This window comes from Candidatus Sulfuricurvum sp. RIFRC-1, from assembly GCF_000310245.1.
Lineage (GTDB): Bacteria > Campylobacterota > Campylobacteria > Campylobacterales > Sulfurimonadaceae > Sulfuricurvum.
Genome location: NC_020505.1, coordinates 1,748,636 through 1,769,621 on the forward strand (window position 1 = coordinate 1,748,636; position 20,986 = coordinate 1,769,621).

Sequence of the window (20,986 nt, forward strand, 5' to 3'; positions counted from 1 at the left end):
CATGACATCTGTAATTAAACACCATGCACGAGCGTTTATGTTATCCGTTGCCACGGCTGCCCTTCTATCTCCAACTTTACAGGCAGATTGTAGCTATGAGCTTTTCAATATCTCTTCCGTAAAAGGGACAAGTGTAGGAGAATTCGTTGACCAACTCAGTGATGAATGTGGAATAAGCATCATTGTAACAGACAGTGAAGCAGAAAAAATTCTTACAAAAGGGATGAATAAAACCTTTTTAAAAAATCTTACAATCAATGAAGTGCTTGATTTGATCATTAAAGAAAATAGTCTTCAATATACATTAAATAATAATGTTTTGAAGATTTCATATCTAGCAACTAAAACATATAATATTGATTATATTATTTCACAACGTAAAGGCACCGGAAGTGCAAATATCACGTTAAGTTCAAATACTAGCACTTCAGCTACTACATCATCTGCAACATCTGCAAGCGGGCAGCAAAGTGGTGCATCTTCTGAATCAGGGATAAAAATAACGTCAAGTGATGAAGTACAATTTTGGGAAATTCTTGATAAGGAAATAGAAGGTATTCTTAACCGTCCTGAAGATGCCTATACTGCAAAACTGCCACTGATCAACAAAAATGCAGGTTTAATTACTGTAACGGCAACCAGTTCTCAATTAAAACGTCTGGATACTTATTTAGACGACCTTCAAAAGAAAATGCAGACACAAGTTTTAATGGATGTAAAAATGTACAGTGTCGTATTCAGCGATGCAACGTCAACGGGTATTGACTGGTCTCAACTCTATGCATTACAAAATATTGGACTAGGCTTTAACGTTTACAATACAAAAAACATTGATACGTTTACCGGTACGGCCAAAAATAATATCATCGGTGAGATTGAAACAGTGACGGGAGGCACAAATCCTCGTAATATCGGAAGCATTTTCCAGCTTGGGGCACAAGGCAGTCTTAATGAAGTTATCAAATTCTTGAAAACGCAAGGTGATGTCTACTCCATCTCAAATCCAAAAATTTTAACTTTAAATAATCAACCTGCCTTAATTACAGCAGGTACTGAATATTTTTACAAAACCAAAAACACTTCAACATTGGCAGGTGGAACGACAGGAGAACAGGCGACTACTGAAGTAGTCAGCTCCGTTTTTTCTGGGGTTTTACTGGACATCACTCCTGAAATTTCGAATGATGGCAGTATTACGTTACGAATCAATCCTTCTATTTCTGAAACAGCAAGCCAATTATCTGTCGATAATGCAACACGGAGTATGCCGCCCGATCTAAGTCGTCGTCAAATGTCATCAGTAATTAGCGTGAAAGATGGTAGCCGAGTTATTCTTGGAGGACTCATAAATACTAAAAATATTCAAGATGACAATAAAGTACCTTTATTAGGGGATATCCCAGTTCTTGGATATCTCTTCAAACGCGAAGGTATGAGTAAACGAACCGAAGAAATTGTAATTATTATTGAGCCGCATATTGTAAAAAAAGAAAAAGATTCACTTAGTTTAGGCGACTTAGGCTATACGCGTCTCGGAAAACAAATTGAAGAAGAAGTAAAGAAAGAAAGTAAATAGCGGATGGAGAACTCCCTTTTCTCGAAGCCGCGTGACCTTTTTTTAGACATTGTCAATCCAAGAGATTATGTTCAAATTGACAGTGTTTCACATATGTATCAATCATTGAAAAATTCGGTTCAAAAGCCATTAAAAATGATCTTGTTGTATGGCAGACCAGGGACCGGCAAAAGTATGCTGTTGCATAAATTACATCACGACCTCTCCAAGCATCAAAAAGTTTTAATGGTTTCAACTCCGATAGTGGATGAAGATGATTTTTTACGTGTTCTTGCCCAAAATATTTTTGGCCATGCACCTCGTGAAGTAATGACTCTTAACCGTTTTTTGGAAATCTCTTCGGCTCTCTCGCTGAGTACGATACCCATTGTTTTATTAGATGAAGCGCAGTTGTATTCCCCTGCATTAATGGAAAAAATTCGTCTTATATCCGATGCGAGAGCCATCAAATTTGTGATTACTCTTCATAAAACAGATCAAGAAGACATTATTGCAAAAGAACATTTTCAAACGCGTATATGGGAGAGTATTGAATTACAAAATGCCTCAGCTGAAGAACTCAAAATATACGTTCAAAAAAAGCTTCTCAAAGCTAACTGTTTTGATGTTGCCAATATGTTTAATGATAAAAATATGAAATTAATTGCCTCCTTAACAAGAGGGAACTATCGTGAGACCAATAAATTGCTCTTTTCTCTTTTTAGCTTGTATTGTTGGTATGAAGAAAATAATCCAACACTTATTAAATACAATACGATCAAACCTAAATGGATTGAAATGGCCGCTATTCATACAGGATTAATACATGCTTGATATTAAAAAATTGGAACGTCGCTGGTTAAAATACAAACTCAAATCTTTTGCCCCTTATTTTATTGTTTTTTTTCTATTGATATCATTGATTGTTGGTACTTTTTTATGGCTTAAAGCTGAAAAACCTATCCAGATCGCTATTGTAAAAAATCCAATTAGTATTTCCTCTAAAAAAACAACTGCCCTATCGCCTCTTACTCCGACAGTTGAAGACAACACTACTGTTTTAGAACCATCCATGGATTTTATTCAATCCTTTCAGAACACTCCAAGTCCTAATCAAACATCACTAACCTCCACTTCGGCAAAAACCAAATCTATCCCGCTGTCTGTAACATCGACACCAAAAACCTTGAATATACCAGAGTATGTTCCTCCTCCCGTTATGAAATCCAATAATCATGAAGGATCACTTTCGATCAATCGAAATAATGAGTCTAAACTCGATATAAATGATCTACAACGTCGATTTAAAGAGACTTCTAATGCTAATCTTGGTCTTTTTATTGCCCGCTATTATTATGATCATGGAAATTACGATGAAGCTTATAACTATGCTTTAAAAACCAATAATCTTAATAATCGAATCGATGAAAGCTGGATCCTTTTTTCAAAATCATTGGTAAAACTTGGTAGAACCGATCAAGCAAAAAAAACCCTTCAGCTTTATATTTCGCAATCCAATTCAGAAGCAGCAAGAGCTCTGTTAGACACTATTGAAAGAGGAAATTTTAAATGAAAATCATTGCTGTTTTAATTTTTTTTTCCTGTAGTTTATCTGCAGAGGTAAACCAAAAACTTTTTGACTTATATCAGAAAGGTATGTATTCAGAAGCTTGTACATTTGGATACACGTATTTTTCACGCAATTCTTCCAATGATTCCTTTATCTCTTTGATTGGATTTTCCTGTTTAAAAGCCGATCATATTGATCGCCTTTCACCAGTGATGTCAGCTTTATCAGAGACTGCAGATGCACGTGCCAACAGTGCTTATTTTGCACTTATTGTTATGCAAAAAAAACTCTTAATGCAAGCGTTGTATGATAATAAACCTATCCGTAATATGAATTTTCCTACCAGCGGTCATTTACTTTCAAAAATCTTTGATCTTTATGTCAAAAATCCAAAGAACAATGATATCATTAAAGAATATCAAGACCCTGCTGCTCCAAGACAAAGTTTTAAACTCTACACAACGCAGGTAAATGGGAAAAAGAGTATAGCGATAGATGAATATTATGATAAAATATTAACTATTCATCACGTATATTGAATAAGGATTAGGATATGGATCGGATTACCCACGATTTACTTGAAAAACGCCATATCACCCAACAGCAAATTGATCGTCTCACATCCAGAGGAGTTCAGGACGATACCGTTTTAGAGACACTTACGAAAGTGGGTGCTGTATCGATCAATTTTATCAAACGATTTATTGTTGAACAAATCCGACTCGGCCGATATGAATTCTCCATTATCAAAAATTACCATTTTTTAGATGAAGCATCGATACTATCCCATTTAGCTGAAGTTATCGAAGTTCCGTTTATCGATCTTGACTCCATTGATATGGATTATCGACTCGTTGAAAAAATACCGACGGCGCAACTTAAACGTTACAATGCCCTCCCTATTTCTCAAGATGACATGTACGTTGTTGTTGCGTTTTCTGACCCTTTAAATATGGAAGCGCAAGAGTCGATTCAACGTCTTTTCCCTCGTAAATCACTCAAAATTTCCGTTGCCACAGAGAAGCAGATTCAAGCCTATTTATTCAAAATGGAGCTGAAAGACAGTGTTAAAGAACTCGTTAGCAATATTCGCAACGAATTACGCAATATCGGAACCATTGAAGAACAGCAAGAAGCTTCCTCCATTCTCCAACTTATTGATGTTATTCTAAAAGCCTGCATAAAAGGACGTGCCAGTGACATCCATATTGAACCGACCGAGCGTAACTGTGTTGTACGTGGACGGGTGGATGGAAAATTGGCTGAAATCTTTATTTTCGACCGTGATATTTATCCCCCTTTGGCGTCACGAATTAAACTCTTAGCCAATCTTGATATCGCAGAACGCCGTAAACCTCAAGATGGTCGTTTTTCTGCGATGGTTATGGACGCCGAATTTGATTTTCGTCTCTCTACTCTCCCGATTATTTATGGAGAGTCCATCGTAATGCGTATTTTGGATAAAACCAAAGCGTTGGTCAAGCTTGAAGATTCAGGGATGGACAGTGCAAGTTACCAAAAACTCATTAAAGGGCTTCAGTCTCCTTTTGGTATTATCTTAGTTACCGGTCCTACCGGAAGCGGTAAAACAACGACTCTTTACGGTGCGTTAAACGAACTCCGTAATGTTGAAGATAAAGTCATCACCGTAGAAGATCCGGTTGAGTATCGTATGAATTTGATTCAACAGGTTCAAGTCAATCCAAAGGTTGGGCTCTCTTTCGCCGACGCTCTACGCTCCATTCTCCGTCAAGACCCGGATAAAATCATGATTGGAGAGATTCGTGACCATGAGACTCTGGAAATTGCTATTAAAGCAGCTCTTACAGGGCACTTGGTAATATCAACGCTTCATACCAATGATGCAATCAGCGCTATTCCCCGTATGTCTGACATGGGGATTGAGCCTTATCTGATTAGCGGTGCTTTAGTTGCAGTTCAAGCACAGCGACTTGTACGAAGGATTTGTACCCACTGTAAAAAAGAGGTTGATATACCGCAGACACTGCTTCAAGAGTACAGTGCACTCATTCCACCTCATACGGTTTTTTATGAAGGAGCTGGATGTAAAGAGTGCAATGGATCCGGTTATATGGGGCGTGAAATGATTTGTGAAGTGCTCCCTATGACTGAAAATATTTCCAGTATGATTGCAAGAGGGGCATCAAAAGATGACCTTCTCAAAGAAGCAAAGCGTGAAGGGTTTGTAGGTATGTTTGAAAATGGTATGGCAAAAGCCGTGCATGGAGTTACAACATTAGATGAAATACTAAGGGTGGCAAAAGGATGAAATATTTTATAGTAACAATTCTCACCAAAGGGAAAAAAACGGAACAAGGTTTGTATGCCGAAAATAAAAAAGAAGCCCATTATTTGGCTAAAATCAAATTTTCCGGGATGATATTAAAAGTCAATGAGACTTCAGCGCCGATTGAGGATCAGCTTCGCCGATTAAAAGAGAGCCTATTCTCTAACATACAAAAACGAAAGCTTAAACAAGATGCCCTTATTGCAGCCATACGCCAACTGGCCGTTATGACCAATGCAGGAATTTCGATTCATGATTCACTCAAAGAAATTGCCGATGCTACAACGGATAAAACATTGCAATTGGTTTTAGGAACAATAGCAGAGGATATCAATGCCGGGCACAGCCTTTCTCAATCTGCGGCAAAATTTTCCTACGAGCTTGGAAATCTCTCTTTAGCAATGATTGAACTCGGTGAAAAAACCGGTAATATGGCTGAAGCCCTCCATAAGCTTGCGGACATGCTCGAAGAGATCCGCCGTAATATTATCAAATTCAAAAAGGCGATGGCTTATCCGCGTAATGTTATGATTGCCATGGCCATCGCATTTACGGTTCTTATCTCTTACGTTGTACCTCAATTTAAAACGATCTTCGAACAGCTAGATGCTGAGCTTCCTATGCCAACAAAAATTTTATTGTTTTTAGAACATCTATTTAATACTTACGGTTTATATGTATTAGCAGGAATTTTTGTTTTTGTTGTTGCTTTTCGCTATATGCTTAATCACAATCGAGAATTTCGTTACAAATGGCATCAATTTCTTCTTAAAACCTACCTTATCAAAAATATCATTATGTATGCAACACTTAACCGGTTTACCCTTGTCTTTTCCGAACTTGTACGTGCCGGTATTCCCATTGCAGAAGCGCTGGAAACATCTATTGCAATGATTGATAATCTCCCGCTTCAAGAAAAGTTGCTGACGGTACGGCAAACCGTTGAAAAAGGGGGAACCCTCCATAACGGTTTAGCCGAAACAGGGCTTTTTGAAAATATGATCATCCAAATGATCTCTGCAGGGGAAGCAAGTGGTCAGCTCGATGCCATGATGCAAAAAGTCATGGAATATTATAAAATGAAGTTCGATGCAATTATCGACGGTCTTTCCGAAGCGATTGAACCGGTTATGCTTTTACTGATCGCTTGTATGGTTGTATTATTGGCACTGGGTATTTTCTTACCAATGTGGGAAATGGGGAATGCGGTCCAAGGCCGCCGCTAAAAAGAGGCTTTAAGCCTCTTCACTTGACCCTTTTGAGACTAAAGCATTATACGTTTCATCTTTAGGAATCAGCCCAGCCTCAAATAAAAATTGCGACGGGACAAAATTGGTTTTCTTGATTTTGTCATATTTAGCATAGCTCAGAAAGAGACGATCTTTTGCCCGTGTTACCGATACATAGAAAAGTCGTCTCTCCTCTTCAATACTTCCGCTTCGAGACATCAGTTTTCGGTTTGGAAACCGTCCATCCATTAAATCAATGACATACACTTCTTGGTATTCCAACCCTTTGGAGGCATGAATACTGAGCAGATGAACCCCTTCCCCCTGCGTCAAATCCTGTGAGCCCAAAACCATGGCATTCAAGAAACGTTCATGATCTTTATACGGGCGTGAAAGTTCAAACAAAAGAGTGCATTTTCGACGAATTCTCTCTTGTGATTCACTTTTAGCCCGCTCATCAATCGATCCATTTTCGGTCATAGCCCGCCTTGTGGAAAGCATCTCAACAACGTGCCCGTATAACGCTGAAAGTGCAATCTTTTGAACCGCAGCTTTTGGTTCTTTGATATCTCTCAATTGACGGAATAAAATAAATAGATCATGCAAAAAGGTAGCCGAATCTTTTGTGAGTTTAGCGTGCTTCAGAATCGGATTCCCCATAAAGTTAGGGTCCAATCCAAGCTTTGCAAATCGCCCTGCACTCCCAAGCTCAGCATAATCATCGAACAGCCCTAACTGATGATTAAGACGCCGTTTTTCAAACGGGTTAGAGATTTCAGAATCCGGTGAATACAATCCACGCAAAAACGAACCGCGACCCAGTTTTTGCAATGCCACAAACAGCTCTTTTGCAATTGCACTTCCTACCCCTTTGGCATAATCAAACAAATGGATAAAGGCCATCATATCCGATTCATTGACAAGCAGAGTATACATATCCAAAAGGGCTTTGATCTCTTTCGAATCAAAAAAACTGGTTCCCCCGCGCCGCCGACACGCTATTCCCATTTCACGTAAGGTCGCTTCAATACCATCTGCCGAGGCATTATTTCGAAAGATTACAGCGATTTCTTCTCGATTCGTAGAAGAATCACCGATTTTTTGAGCAATACCATGATACTGGTCAAACAGTTCATCATAGATAAGCAAGGAGGGGCTTTGCGCTTCTGCCGTTCGGGTTACTTCCAAAGCTTTTGGGTATATCCGTTCATTATAGGCGATAACCGTATTGGCCAAAGAGAGGATCGGAACGGTTGAACGGTAGTTTTTATTAAGAGTATAGACCTCAGCATCGGGGAAATTGGTCGTAAATGACCCAATAATAGAGATATCAGCCCCGTTAAAAGCATAAATACTCTGATCATAATCTCCCACACAAAAAAGTGACGGAGGGCGCATAGCGTTGATCAGCGTCCCCTGAAGGGCATTCGTATCTTGGTACTCGTCAATCAATACCTCTTTATACCCCAAATCACTCTGCTGTGCAAGATCACGCATATGAAGAAGCAAATCATTAAAATTTACGAAGCCATACTCTTTTTTCAGCGCTTCAAATTCATCAATAATATCGGCATAAATCGCCGCATACACAGCGTGTTCATCTTGCCTTGTTAAAATCCACTCTTCAAAATTAACGTTCAGTTCTGTATTTTGGTAAAAAGAATACACATCATACAGATAATTGGCACCGTATGCCGATGTCGCACAATCAATGTGGCTGAATGTCCGTTTTTCATACACACTGCGGAAAAGAGTTTTGAGTTCTCTGGGCTGTTTGAGAACGACTTTTCCCTCTTTGCGTTTGAGCCAGCGATAACTCACCGCATGAAATGTCCCGGCATCGATCTTAGAAGCGATCTCCCGACCGAAAAATGCCGCTACCCTCTCCACCATCTCAGCGGCGGCTTTGTTGGTAAAAGTAAGGAGTAAAATCTCTTCAGGTTTTACATTTTGAGAGATAAGATAAGCAATACGCCCAACAATCGTCGAAGTTTTTCCCGTACCGGCTGAAGCTATAATAAGATTATGTCCATACGGAGCAGTTGCGGCAGTATATTGTTGAACGTTGAGGCGGGAAAGTGGCAAGAGGCTCCTTGAAGCCCCAAGTATAGGAGCTACATTATGATTTAAAATTTTTGATAGGTTCAGCCAAGCCTAAACCGGGATGATTTTTCACATCTAATACCGCTTGCGCCATGGTCGCATTGTCTTGATTAAAAATAAGCGGGGCTAGGAAGTTTATGCACGATTCATCGAGCGGGTCTTGAATTACGGCGATATTATATACCACTACCTTTGAATCTTCATTAATGTCGAGTAATACTCGTATTGCTGTTGGCAAATCAAATGAATATTCACGCAAAACATATGGATTTGCCAAGGTAAAACTAATACTCCCGTCACAACTTTGAAGCGTTGAAAACAATTCATCAATCTCATGCAACTCTACACATCCAATACTTTCAAATCCTAATATTGTCGATTTAACTTGAAATTGCATTAATGATCCTTTAAACTACAGTATTTCCTCACTAAAAGCAAATCGCGTTCCTCCGAATTTTGGTATAATTCGCGATATTTTTTGTACCCAAGGCCTTGTTATGTCAGCTACCCATTACGATCCCAAAAATATTGAAGAGACTTACTATCCCATTTGGGAAGAGCGGGGTTATTTTGAAATCGACGGAAATAAATCGATTACAAAGCCGGATAAACATTTTGCCATTATGATGCCTCCGCCGAATGTCACGGGTAGGCTTCATATCGGACACGGTCTAACCTTCACCCTCCAAGACATTATCGTCCGCTACAAACGGATGGACGGTTATATGACCCTTTGGCAACCGGGAACCGACCATGCCGGAATTGCTACTCAAAACGTCGTGGAAAAACAGCTCCTTGCTGAGGGGAAAACCAAAGAAGAACTCGGACGCGAAGCGTTTTTAGAGCGTGTTTGGGAGTGGAAAGAGGAGAGCGGCGGGATTATGGTCGGACAACTCCGGAAACTCGGTGTCTCTCCCGCATGGAGTCGTGAACGCTTTACGATGGATGAGGGGCTAAAGTCCTCCGTTAAAGAGGCATTCGTCCACCTCTACAACCAAAATCTCATCGTACGCGGCAACTACATGGTCAACTGGTGTACTCATGATGGTGCATTGAGCGATATCGAAGTAGAGCACGAAGAACACCAGGGCAATTTCTACCACATGCGCTATCCGTTCAGTGACGGCAGCGGTCATATTGTTGTTGCTACCACCCGTCCTGAAACCTACTTCGGTGATACTGCCATTATGGTTCATCCTGATGATGAGCGTTACCTTCACCTCATCGGACAAAGTGTCACCCTTCCGCTTATAAACCGCGACATTAAAATCATTGCCGACAGTCATGTCGATCGTGAGTTTGGAACCGGTGTCGTAAAAGTCACTCCTGCGCATGATACGAATGACTACGAAGTGGGAAAACGACACGATCTGGAATTCATCACCGTGTTTGACGAAAAAGGGATATTGAACCAGCACGCCGGAGAGTTTGAAGGATTAGAGCGTCTCGAAGCACGCGCTGTTATCGTCAAACGTCTCGAAGAGGCGGGATTTATCGAGAAAATCGAAGAGCACACCCACCAAGTGGGGCATTGTTACCGCTGTAAAAATATCGTTGAACCGTATATTTCCAAACAGTGGTTTGTCCGCAAAGAGGTTGCACGCGGTTCTATTGATAAAACCAATGAGGGATTGACCCAATTTTTCCCTCCTCACTGGATCAACAGCTACAATGCTTGGATGGGTGAATTACGCGATTGGTGTATCTCACGCCAGCTTTGGTGGGGACATCGTATTCCGGTATTTTACTGCGACTCTTGCGCTCATGAGTGGGCTAGTTTGGAAGAACATCCGTCTTCATGCCCTCATTGTGCGAGTAAAAATTTCACTCAAGACCCTGATGTTCTCGATACATGGTTCAGCTCCGCACTCTGGCCGTTCTCAACACTCGGATGGGGGAACGGCGATACCGCTCAAGATCAACTCTTCCAAAGCGAAGATATGGCTCGTTTCTATCCTAACACTCTTCTTATCACCGGATTTGATATTCTTTTCTTCTGGGTTGCGCGTATGATGATGATGGGTGAGAGTTTTACGGGAGAGTTACCGTTTAAACATATCTACCTTCATGCATTGGTACGGGATGAGCACGGTCAAAAAATGTCCAAATCCAAAGGGAATGTCATCGATCCGCTCGATATGGTCGAAAAATACAGTGCCGATGCATTGCGTTTCACCTTAGCTGTCCTTGCAGTTCAAGGACGCGACATTCGGCTCAGTAACGACCGATTAGAGCAAAGTCGAAACTTTACCAACAAACTTTTTAATGCTTCAAAATTCTTGCAAATGAACGTGTCTACATTCAAAGATTTAGCGGATCAGGAAATCACCACTCCGCTGGGCCGCTATATGTTGAGCCGTTTTCACCGCGCGACAGCTGAGACGAGAGCATTCTTAGACGAATACCGTTTTAACGATGCGGCAACGGTACTTTACCGCTTCTTGTGGAATGAGTTCTGCGACTGGGGTATCGAGTTAGGGAAAGCGTCCAAAGAGAGCGTTAACGAACTGGGAAGCATCTTCAAAGAGTCAATGAAACTTCTCCATCCGTTTATGCCTTTTATCACCGAGTACCTTTATCATGAACTCTCCGGCACCTCGCTCGAAGAGGGTAATTCGATTATGGTAATGTCGTATCCTGAAGAGGTGACGGTGAATGAAGCGATCGAAGCAGAATTTGCCATCATCATGGATGCCATTGTAACTATTCGCCGGGCTAAAACCCTTGTTGATTTGGGGAACCAAAAAATCGATCTCGCTTACCTTAAATGCAATGGCGATCAAGAGACGATGGCACCATTCATTATCCGCCTAGCCAAAGTAGAAACACTTCATTTTACCGATTCTAAAATCGACAATGCGATTAGCGATATCGGAGAATCGGTTGAGGTTTACCTTCCAACCGACGCGATTGATTTGAGCCCGATCATCGACCGACTCACGAAACAGCGTGAAAAACTCCAAAAAGAGGCTGACAAACTACAAGGGATGCTCTCCAATGAGCGTTTTGTAGCCAATGCTCCTGAAGCGGTCATCATCCAAAACCGTGAAGGATTAGCCGATGCGGAAGATAAAGTATCCAAAATCGATGCTCAGCTCGGTGCGTTAGGCAACTAACGTGCAATTTCGGGAACTCTCCTCAACTGAGCTGAGCGAGGGGTACACTCTCCTCTCAGCACTCCGCACCGAACTCTCAAATGATCAATTTGAAACGTTTATCACGTCTCACTATCCCAAAGATTACCGTCCTATCGGCGCCTATGAGAGGGGAGCGTTACGGATATATGCAGGTGTGAGTATACGGGAGAATTTAGAGTTAGGACGGCACTTAATCGTTGATGATTTTATTACCCATCTTGGGTATGAGTATCTGAGTCTAGAGATGATCGATTATTTGGGTGATTACGCCAAAATGCACAACTGTCAAAGTATTTTAATCTGGGGAAAACAACAGGGGTTGTCAATCAATCATTTGGGAGGGTTCCGTCCCAAACGAGACGGATTTATCAAAACCTTTTAATTATTCCGCGATCCCTTCGATTTCTACAATAAGTTTCACTTCATCTCCGACAACCACACCGCCAGCTTCTATCGCTTTGTTCCAATTCAAACCATAATCTTTACGGTTAACTTGACCACTCAACACAAATCCAGAACGTTGATTACCCCACGGATCTTCCACAACTCCGCCCATGTCGATATCCAAAACAACTTTTTTCGTAATGCCTCGAATCGTCAAATTTCCCGTCATTTTACTTTTTGATGTACTTGTCATCACAAATGAAATATCCCCAAATTTTGCCGCATCAAAGAAATCCGAGCTTCGTAAATGATCATCACGCTTCACAATCCCCGTATCGATAGAATCCGCTTTCATTGAACCGCTCAATGATTTAAACTGCCCCTTCTCTAAATCATAAATCCCGCTGAAATTAGTGAATTTTCCGCTTACTGTACTGATCATCATATGTTTGACTTTAAACCCTACGTTTGAATGGGATGGATCCACTTTATAGAGAGCAGCCGAGAGCGCCGTTGAACCGAGCAATAAGCCTACCATTACTGTTGCTAAAATATTCTTTTTCATCGTCTATCCTTTTGGGTTAATCTGTGCATATTGTAGATTGTTTTTCTCAATGAATTATTAACGTAAGAATAATGATGATACTTTTTAAGCTATACTTTTGCTATCAATTTCCAAAGGTTTCTCATGCACTTATGCGTTGCACTTGATCTTCCAAATCAGGAAGACAATTTAGCTCTCGTTACAAAAATCAAAGACTATCCTATTTGGCTCAAAGTAGGTTTGCGCTCTTACATTCGTGACGGAAAACCCTTTATAGATGCAATCAAAACCATCAATCCCGATTTTAAAATCTTTTTGGATCTCAAACTTTATGATATCCCTAATACGATGGCTGACGCTGCGGAATCGATCATGGGCTTAGGTGTTGATATGTTCAATGTTCACGCTTCCGCCGGCCGAAAAGCAATGCGAGAAGTGATGAAGCGCCTCGAACCGTATGAAAATCGCCCTTTAGTCCTTGCCGTTACTGCCCTCACATCGTTCGAAGAAAGTGAGTTCAACCATGTCTATAATGAAAATATAGCAACCAAAGCGGATTGTTTTGCAAAAGATGCGCATGAAGCGGGATTGGACGGTGTCGTATGCAGTGCTTACGAAAGTGCTTCGATCAAATCTCTTACCTCAAAAGGATTCATCACTCTAACACCGGGCATCCGCCCGTTTGGTGAAGATGCGGGAGATCAGGAGCGTGTTGCGACAATAGAAGTAGCACAAAATGAAAAAGTTGATTTTATCGTCGTCGGTCGCCCGATTTATACTGCTGAAAATCCTGCTGAAGTAGTGGAAAAAATACTCGCTGTTTTATAAATTGGCATATTCTTTGCTTTATTTCTTTAAATACTTGCAAGGAGACCGTATGAAATTTATGGATAAAATCGAGTTAATTGTGAAATTAAAAGAAAAAATTGCTGAAGCAAAAGCTTCCAATGAAGCTCTTGCCATTCAATTACAATCCCTTTTGGATCAAATAATCTCTAATCCAAAAAACTCCCCGGCAATTTAACCTAAACAAGCACCAATTTAAGGTGCTTGTTATCTACACCTGCTTATAATTACGCCCTCTTTGTAAATGGACGAGTAGGAAAGCGGCTGAATCCACCTCCCTGCTAAGGAGACGTACTGGCAACGGTACCGAGAGTTCGAATCTCTCCTCGTCCGCCACCACATCAATTTAATCCCCTCTAATACAATCCAAAAAGACAAACTAAAACCCCTTAAATAGGCACTTTTAACACTATTTAGCCTCTAATACATCTTTATTCAATCTAACAACATCTACGTTCTTAATGTACCTTTTAATGTACTTTCGTATAATGTACCTTATCAATACCTAAAAAAGGTACATTAACGAGGGGTACATTATGGCGAATAGACAGGTTACATCACTCACCGATACCGCTATAAAGAACGCTAAACCCAAAGATAAAGAGTACACCCTACCCGATGGAAACGGCTTACAGCTGAATATAAAACCCGATGGCAGAAAAGTTTGGGAGATACGTTACACCGTTGAGGGGAAAGCGAAAAAGACAACGGGGGGAGCCTACCCCGCCACGTCATTATCCAAAGCAAGAGCAAAGCGTGACGAACTCAAAGCGAAAGTTATAAACGGTATCGACCCGATCAAAGAGAAACAAGCGCAAAAAGAACAAAAGCGTATCGAAGCGGAAGAAGCCAAAGCCGAAACCACCATATTGTTAAACACCTTTGAAAAAGTATCACGGGAGTTTATCGACAGTATCACGGGCGAACTTGTACCCCGCTATCACTCTCTTAAACTGGCACGACTTGAAAATCATATCTTCCCCTACATAGGAGACAAACCGATCAACGACGTAACCCGTATGATGATAATCGAGTGTTTGGATAGATTAAAAGCTGTAAACAAAGCCGATACGGCACTAAGAACCCTCAATATTATTTCCCAAGTGTACCGCTACGCCGTAACCCGTGAAATCACCCCGCACAACATCACCGCCGATATTGATAAACGCTTTGTAATCGGAAAAATAGAGCGTAAAAATATGGCGACAATCACCGACCCTAAAAAGGTAGGAATACTTTTAAATGCGATAGACGACTACCACGGGGAAATAATCGTAAAGAGTGCTTTACAGTTAGCAACCCTCACCGCTCAACGCCCCTATAATATCCGCTTTGCTGAATGGGACGAATTTGATTTAGAAAAAAATGAGTGGATTATCCCCGCTGAAAAAATGAAAATGAAACGCCCCCATATCGTACCGATCACGAAGCAAGTAAAAGAAGTAATAGAAACCCTACGCCCACACACTCAACACAAAAGTAAATACTTGTTTCATTCTCTCCACACCTCTATTAAACCTATCAGCGAAAACACAATGAATCAAGCATTAAGACGTTTGGGGTACACTAAAGAGGAGATAGTATCTCACGGGTTTAGAGCAATGTTTAGCACCATAGCAAACGAAAACATAACCGTACACGGCTACCACACCGACGTAATAGAGCGATGTTTAGCACACGTCGAGGGAAACAAGGTTAAGGGGGCATACAATCATGCTCAATACGCTCAAGAGCGTTTAGGGCTTATGCAATGGTGGGCGGATTATCTCGATGAGGTGAAAAAATGACGTTTTGGGAACATATAAAAAAGTTTGAAAAAGAAAGCAATCAAGGTTCATGGATGCAAAGATTTATATTGCATCACTCAGATACACTACAACACCATACCAGTTTTTTAGACGGTATCCCCGATGATTATAAAAATATGGAGACATTCAATATTTTTCATCAAATTTATGCATTCATAAATTGTAATACTTATGACTATACCACCCAATCAAAAACGCCTAAACGCGTTATCAAAAGGGACATTGAGACGGTTGAAAGATTTTTAGAGTTTATAAATAGATTGAGAGATAGAGATAATTTTAAACACGTTGGTGAACCTGACAGCGATGAGCTTAATGATATTTTCAAAGAAAATGTAAAAACATTTATAGGCACCTCCGAAAGCATATTACACGATTTAAATAATATGAAAAAAGCAACAGATAAAGATAAAATGATTTTAGTTAGAAAAAGAGCATATTTTGACAATGAAACTACAAAAAAAGATATTGAAAATATGGTTATCGAAATACTAAGACGTCATTCTCTTCCCATTGATTTTTTATCTGTTAGAGAGTTTATAGCCAAATTTTAATAGATCACCCTCCCATAAAAATGCTGATTATTGTATTTTTCTGTGTTGGACTAAAACCCTCTAAGCCCATACAATAACACATACCAAAGCGCGTGGCGGTAATCTTTTTCCAAGGATTATCACAATGGATACATCACAATTCGAAGAATACAAAAGAGCAAAACAAACGGCTCAATACATGGGGATAGGTGTCTCAACTGTTTGGTTATTTACCAAGCAAGGGAAGATCAAAGCAATCAAGTTAAGCGACCGTGTGACGGTATGGGCGAAGTCCGATTTAGATGCGTTTATCGCTTCACGTATGGCGGTAGTGTAATGGATAAGTTCTTTAAAAAACAACTCGACGTTTGGACGCTTGAGAAAATTAAATCAAACCCTCAAAAGTTTGGTAGTGACAATAGTAACGCAAACATCATGCACGAATACGCAAATGAGTTTCATGCGGACAGTCACGTTATACAGTTAGAGCCAAGATTTTATAGTGTTCTCTCTACGGTAAGTAGAATTAAAAATCAGCTACTCGAAGATAATCCACAATATGATTGTAGGAAGAAATACAAGCCAAAAAAAACGCACTTAAAAATGTGAAAAACGCCTCTTAAGGTTGAAAAAAACACCCCTTACCATAGAGACTAATACCGTCTAATGAGGCGATGAGGTCAAAGGGGTAAAGAGATACACAAAAACAAGCCTCAATCCACAGCGGGGCGGGGCTTTGTTTGGTTTGGTAAAAGTGCCTAAATGATGCACTTTAAGAAATCGCCCCCGTAGTGTAGTGGTATTACTATTCTAAAATCTAATAAATGAGCCAAGAAAAAAAGCGGGTTGATTATGAACGAATTACTCGAAAAGATTGAAAATTATCTCGATGATTTTAACCAAGATCACGGAACAGATTTTGCGATTGACACCATACGGATAGAGTTCTCAAAGCAACACAAAAAAGAGGCTTTGGATTGTTTGGGTCACTGGAATAAAATTACACCCTCCTCTAACATTTCGGCAAAACTGAAAAAGAGGCTCAATGATGATGAGATAACAAGTGCCTATCAGTTTGAGCGTGAAAACATTTATTATTTCAATTCATCAACACCGCCGAAATATCGCCGTGCCGTTATGGTCATTTTCGGAATGAAGCAATACACCTCATCCGCTCCAAACAATCACACCGTAAAAAGCATTTTAAGCATTCTCAAGGACGTTTCAGAGATTGACGTATGTTACGATACACCGACACCGCCAAACCTTGAGGAGCTATCAAAGCGGTTTAACCTCACACCTTACAAAGACAGCCGTTACATCAACACGCCAAACATTCAAATGATCGAAAAAGTCATCATCTACAATAAGGCACTAAAGAACGGTTTAAATACTCCATTATGGCGCATAGAGTTTAAGGTGACAATACCCAACGCCCGATATTTAGCGATACCGCTTCACAATATGAAAGAGATCATAGACCTAACAAGAGGGACACATGGATAAGAAGCAACGCAAAGCACTCGAAGCAAAAGCGAAAAAGAAGATCAAGGCGATAATGAGACAATATCCATTATTAAAAGATACGGCGATAACAATCACGTTTAAAAATCCAAGGGGAGAAAATGAACGATAAACAAAAGAAGTTTTTACAGCTCAGAGCGTCGGGGATGAGTTTCGACAAAATAGCCATTGAGCTAAAGACGACTAAAAAGACATTGATACAATGGGGACGACTGTTCAAAGATGATTTAAGTGATATGAGATTTCAATCCCTTGCATCACTCAAAGAAGAGTATCAATACACGACACGGGCAAAATATGAACAACTACTCAAACACCTCTCCAAGATCGATGAAGCGATAGAGAATTTTGACTTTACTGGTGCGACACTCAAAGACCTTGCAACAGTAAGAAACGACATCATAGGACAACTGGAGCGGATAGAGAAACAAACCTCATTCATTGATACGGGTTTAGTTTCTACGTGCGAATACACGGGTAAAAAAGAAGCGGTAACGGTCAAACTCAATGAGATTGAATAAACTGGAAACACTCTCTTTACTCCAAAGCGTACCCAAGATTAAACCGTTAAAGTCTCTCAATCGCTCCAAAACTAAAATAGAGATAGGGGTGAGTGATATTGATATTTTATGTCTTATAGCAGACATAAACTATAAGTCGTTCTTACTACTTGAAGATAATCCCCCAAGTGCTCAATTAAACGCTATTGTAGATCATCGTTTGAGTATGGTGGGGAAACTCTTTAAGACAATGGATAATCACGTCTTTATCTCTAAAAGGGAATACAAAGCTATCAAGCAATCAATGAGGATAAAGTGACTTAAATAAAGTGGGTAAAATTTGAGAGAAAAAGGAAGCAAAAAGGACACAGTAAAACCCCCTTGATACGGTACTTTGTCGATAAAAGGACACACTAAAAAATCCCCTAAAAATCCCATAGAAAACTTAATAAAACTTAACATTCAAAGATAGATCAATAGTCCGTCCAAGTTTGGACACACCCCGACAATGCCCCAACATCATGGGGATGTATCGCTTTAAATTCAATACTACGTTAAAACAATTCAATACCCGCGAAACGTCTATTTCCATGATATTAAAATTTATACAAAACTTTAAAGATAATTAGATAACTTATCAATTGTTGCTTTCCCTACACCATCTAATTTTAACAGCTCTTTAGGATTAGCTCCTTTTAAATCTTTCAATGTTCTATAACCTGCATCATTTAAGCTTTTTGTAGCTTTAGCAGGGAGGATATTCTTGATTAATAGATTGAAATATGACTCTAAAAATTCTTTACTATCAAAAAATTTATAATATTTGTTAAAATTTGAATCATTTTTATTGAGTTTATTAATCTGCACTATTTTTTCTTCTACGTCTAATTCGCTTTCAGCAATTGTATGAAATTTGATTAAAAAATCTAAGTAAAGATTAACTTCATCGAAAGATAAAGCACCTAAATCTGTAGATATAGTTGTATGAGTGAATAGGTCATATTTTTCTTTTAACACTGGCAACCACATACCATGCCATTGTTCTTTAGCATATTTTGGAGGCTCTCCACTACCTTTATAAATTTCTCCATGATGTTTTAGTACTTCCAACGGAGTCCTAAACTGTATGGTTGCATTAAATTCTAATCCTTTAAAAAGGTCAGAATAGTTTGAAGAAGTAACTAAATCTTGAAATCCTTGAGCTTGTACACCCTTATTTTCATTCTTCCCTCTGATATGAAAGTGAGTCTGAATTTTCATAATGAACTGCTGAGAAGATAAATTTGGCAACGGACTTCTATTTATTAAACTGAGAGACAAATCCTTAACTTCCTCAAGATTGAGATTTTCATATTCCATGCAAAGTTGTATTTTATTGATAAACTTTTGTTGTGCCATTTCTATTAATTGAGTTTCATTTGAGACAAAATCGATTAAGTGGGCAGTAGGGTTAAGTGGAGCATTATAAAAATTCATAAGATAATATAAACCGTATGAATAATGAGATATTGCTTGTTTATATTTTTTTTCTTTTTGTAGAAGTAAACCTTCTTGATATGCAGTGTTCAAAAATATTTTATGATCCTTAATAAAAAACTCTAAATATAATTGTTGTAAAAGACCCCAAATCACATCATTAGGCAATGCACCACCTAACCGAGAAATTAATTCACTGGTTACGTCTTCCTTTCGATGCTCAAAATCGGGAACTATCTTTTCTAACTCATTGTCATTATCGATGATTTTTATAGGCACAAAATTATGAGGAGCTAAGACTTTATCATTCATCTTAAAAGCATTTGGGTTAATATTTTTTTGTGCTTTGATGATTGTATTGTCATTCAGATTATTAGAGGCGGTACTATTGGTATTTTTATTTTGAAATTTCACAAATAGGAATATGATGAATAGAAGAAAAGCCGTTAAGAGAACATAGCTCATGGATAAACCTTTTTCTAAGTAGTCTAACAATCATATCTTACTAATGATTTGATAAGTGTAAAATTGTTATCGATGAGGTGAAAGGTGTATTTTTTATTAAATACTACACCGTCGTTATGGAGGTAAGTAAAACATTGATTTTTAAATCCGTTCAATAGCAAAATATTAGAATATTAATATCATGATGATGCGCTCAAATTTGAGCCTAAAGTATTCCTTAGAGGGAAGCGGGGAACGAATCACAAAATTGAGAACGGCAAAAAAGAAGTATTGAGGTGATATGATTAAGTTATGAGCCGATATAATGAGACTATCAAAAGGGTGAATTTTTAGAGTCGCTTTTTAGCTAATGTACCTTTTAATGTACCTATTTTTTATTGACACCTTTAAAACATCGTAAAATAGGGATATTACGAATCTCTCCTCGGCCACAGAGATCCTCTATAACAAACTTCACACGAGAAGAACTTTCATCCTATCACATTCATATCACTCATATTCCTCTTTTTAAACAATAGATTAATAACGTTCTAAAAGTAAGCTATACTAACAAAAATTATTTTCTGGACAACTATGAGCGATCCTATAACCAATCGAATCAACGTACTCATAAAAAAAACTTACTATCATTATGAACGATTTCAAGTCAATTCAACGTTTGCAATTCTCTACCATGCAAACTCTTTAAGTCTTGTAGAACTGTCAAACTATGTTAGAATTTCTGATCACTTGATACAGTTAGATGAGAATCACTACTTTATTATTTTTGCATTTACCACGCAAGACAATGCATACAAAGCATCTCAAAATATCATTCACAATTTGGATAACCATTTTAATGCTGCCACTACCTGCATTGCACTCGATACGTTTAATCCGACAAAATCTCCGTTAAGCGTTATAAACCGATTGATGCAGATTTTAGCTGAAACCCGTAAGAATCCTTTTATTCGAATCGAAACTGAAGATATCCTCGACCGATAAAAAGGGTATAAAGAGAAATC

21 protein-coding genes and 1 tRNA gene are annotated in these 20,986 nt (G+C 39.1%); 18 read left to right on the forward strand and 4 right to left on the reverse strand.

Features of this window, described 5'->3' with window-relative positions; genetic code table 11:
* The first annotated feature begins 1 nt into the window (after position 1).
* Genes mshL through B649_RS08850 form a run of 6 tightly spaced genes read left to right on the forward strand, consistent with a single transcriptional unit; the run spans position 2 to position 6,659 of the window.
* Positions 2-1,576 (forward strand): pilus (MSHA type) biogenesis protein MshL, encoded by a 1,575-nt coding sequence (mshL, locus tag B649_RS08825; protein ID WP_015654178.1) that lies wholly within the window; start codon positions 2-4, stop codon positions 1,574-1,576.
* Between the two features lie 3 nt (positions 1,577-1,579).
* Positions 1,580-2,389: an ATP-binding protein gene (locus B649_RS08830; RefSeq protein ID WP_015654179.1), complete on the forward strand. Its 810-nt coding sequence runs from the start codon at positions 1,580-1,582 to the stop codon at positions 2,387-2,389.
* Positions 2,382-3,128, forward strand: a complete 747-nt coding sequence (locus B649_RS08835) for a CDC27 family protein (RefSeq protein ID WP_015654180.1) — start codon at positions 2,382-2,384, stop codon at positions 3,126-3,128. The genes B649_RS08830 and B649_RS08835 overlap by 8 nt, the downstream gene beginning before the upstream one ends.
* Complete coding sequence (locus tag B649_RS08840) at positions 3,125-3,664, forward strand: hypothetical protein (protein ID WP_015654181.1); 540 nt, start codon at positions 3,125-3,127, stop codon at positions 3,662-3,664. Before B649_RS08835 ends, B649_RS08840 begins: the two co-directional genes overlap by 4 nt.
* A gap of 14 nt (positions 3,665-3,678) precedes the next feature.
* Entirely contained in the window at positions 3,679-5,415 is a 1,737-nt protein-coding gene (locus B649_RS08845; protein WP_015654182.1) for a GspE/PulE family protein, read from the forward strand.
* On the forward strand, positions 5,412-6,659 hold the full coding sequence (locus B649_RS08850) for a type II secretion system F family protein (RefSeq protein ID WP_015654183.1): 1,248 nt from the start codon (positions 5,412-5,414) through the stop codon (positions 6,657-6,659). The genes B649_RS08845 and B649_RS08850 overlap by 4 nt, the downstream gene beginning before the upstream one ends.
* Before the next feature lie 9 nt (positions 6,660-6,668).
* On the opposite strand, the gene B649_RS08855 is transcribed toward B649_RS08850, so the two are convergent.
* Together B649_RS08855 and fliW are read right to left on the reverse strand one after the other, a co-directional pair.
* Complete coding sequence (locus B649_RS08855) at positions 6,669-8,747, reverse strand: ATP-dependent helicase (protein WP_015654184.1); 2,079 nt, start codon at positions 8,745-8,747, stop codon at positions 6,669-6,671.
* Between the two features lie 34 nt (positions 8,748-8,781).
* Positions 8,782-9,162: a flagellar assembly protein FliW gene (gene fliW, locus B649_RS08860; RefSeq protein ID WP_015654185.1), complete on the reverse strand. Its 381-nt coding sequence runs from the start codon at positions 9,160-9,162 to the stop codon at positions 8,782-8,784.
* 100 nt (positions 9,163-9,262) lie between these two features.
* On the opposite strand from fliW, the gene B649_RS08865 reads away from it, so the two are divergent.
* Positions 9,263-11,881 (forward strand): valine--tRNA ligase, encoded by a 2,619-nt coding sequence (locus B649_RS08865; protein WP_015654186.1) that lies wholly within the window; start codon positions 9,263-9,265, stop codon positions 11,879-11,881.
* Position 11,882: 1 nt separating this feature from the next.
* The gene (locus B649_RS08870; RefSeq protein ID WP_015654187.1) at positions 11,883-12,284 is read left to right on the forward strand and encodes a hypothetical protein; all 402 of its coding nucleotides are present in this window, start codon (positions 11,883-11,885) and stop codon (positions 12,282-12,284) included.
* Here the strand turns inward: B649_RS08870 and B649_RS08875 are convergent, their stop codons facing one another.
* The gene (locus B649_RS08875) at positions 12,285-12,851 is read right to left on the reverse strand and encodes a YceI family protein (RefSeq protein WP_015654188.1); all 567 of its coding nucleotides are present in this window, start codon (positions 12,849-12,851) and stop codon (positions 12,285-12,287) included.
* A gap of 123 nt (positions 12,852-12,974) precedes the next feature.
* On the opposite strand from B649_RS08875, the gene pyrF reads away from it, so the two are divergent.
* From pyrF to B649_RS08915, 9 genes are all read left to right on the forward strand, one after another.
* Positions 12,975-13,658, forward strand: coding sequence for an orotidine-5'-phosphate decarboxylase (gene pyrF, locus B649_RS08880; RefSeq protein WP_015654189.1), 684 nt, complete (start codon positions 12,975-12,977; stop codon positions 13,656-13,658).
* A gap of 49 nt (positions 13,659-13,707) precedes the next feature.
* A complete protein-coding gene (locus B649_RS12600) occupies positions 13,708-13,854 on the forward strand; it encodes a hypothetical protein (protein ID WP_291750876.1) in 147 nt (48 codons plus the stop codon).
* Positions 13,855-13,922: 68 nt separating this feature from the next.
* Positions 13,923-14,012: transfer RNA gene (locus B649_RS08885), tRNA-Ser, on the forward strand.
* A 200-nt stretch (positions 14,013-14,212) separates the two neighbouring features.
* Positions 14,213-15,463 carry an integrase arm-type DNA-binding domain-containing protein gene (locus tag B649_RS08890; RefSeq protein WP_015654190.1) on the forward strand — a complete coding sequence of 417 codons (1,251 nt, stop codon included), beginning with the start codon at positions 14,213-14,215 and terminating at the stop codon, positions 15,461-15,463.
* Positions 15,460-16,038: a hypothetical protein gene (locus B649_RS08895; RefSeq protein ID WP_015654191.1), complete on the forward strand. Its 579-nt coding sequence runs from the start codon at positions 15,460-15,462 to the stop codon at positions 16,036-16,038. The genes B649_RS08890 and B649_RS08895 overlap by 4 nt, the downstream gene beginning before the upstream one ends.
* A gap of 124 nt (positions 16,039-16,162) precedes the next feature.
* A complete protein-coding gene (locus B649_RS08900) occupies positions 16,163-16,354 on the forward strand; it encodes a helix-turn-helix domain-containing protein (protein ID WP_015654192.1) in 192 nt (63 codons plus the stop codon).
* A 515-nt stretch (positions 16,355-16,869) separates the two neighbouring features.
* Positions 16,870-17,523, forward strand: a complete 654-nt coding sequence (locus B649_RS08910) for a hypothetical protein (RefSeq protein WP_015654194.1) — start codon at positions 16,870-16,872, stop codon at positions 17,521-17,523.
* On the forward strand, positions 17,516-17,653 hold the full coding sequence (locus B649_RS12605) for a hypothetical protein (RefSeq protein ID WP_291750878.1): 138 nt from the start codon (positions 17,516-17,518) through the stop codon (positions 17,651-17,653). The genes B649_RS08910 and B649_RS12605 overlap by 8 nt, the downstream gene beginning before the upstream one ends.
* Complete coding sequence (locus B649_RS08915; RefSeq protein ID WP_015654195.1) at positions 17,643-18,062, forward strand: hypothetical protein; 420 nt, start codon at positions 17,643-17,645, stop codon at positions 18,060-18,062. Before B649_RS12605 ends, B649_RS08915 begins: the two co-directional genes overlap by 11 nt.
* A gap of 594 nt (positions 18,063-18,656) precedes the next feature.
* On the opposite strand, the gene B649_RS12295 is transcribed toward B649_RS08915, so the two are convergent.
* Positions 18,657-19,982 carry a helix-hairpin-helix domain-containing protein gene (locus B649_RS12295; protein ID WP_015654197.1) on the reverse strand — a complete coding sequence of 442 codons (1,326 nt, stop codon included), beginning with the start codon at positions 19,980-19,982 and terminating at the stop codon, positions 18,657-18,659.
* A 573-nt stretch (positions 19,983-20,555) separates the two neighbouring features.
* On the opposite strand from B649_RS12295, the gene B649_RS08930 reads away from it, so the two are divergent.
* Positions 20,556-20,966 carry a hypothetical protein gene (locus tag B649_RS08930; protein WP_015654198.1) on the forward strand — a complete coding sequence of 137 codons (411 nt, stop codon included), beginning with the start codon at positions 20,556-20,558 and terminating at the stop codon, positions 20,964-20,966.
* Positions 20,967-20,986: the final 20 nt, after the last annotated feature.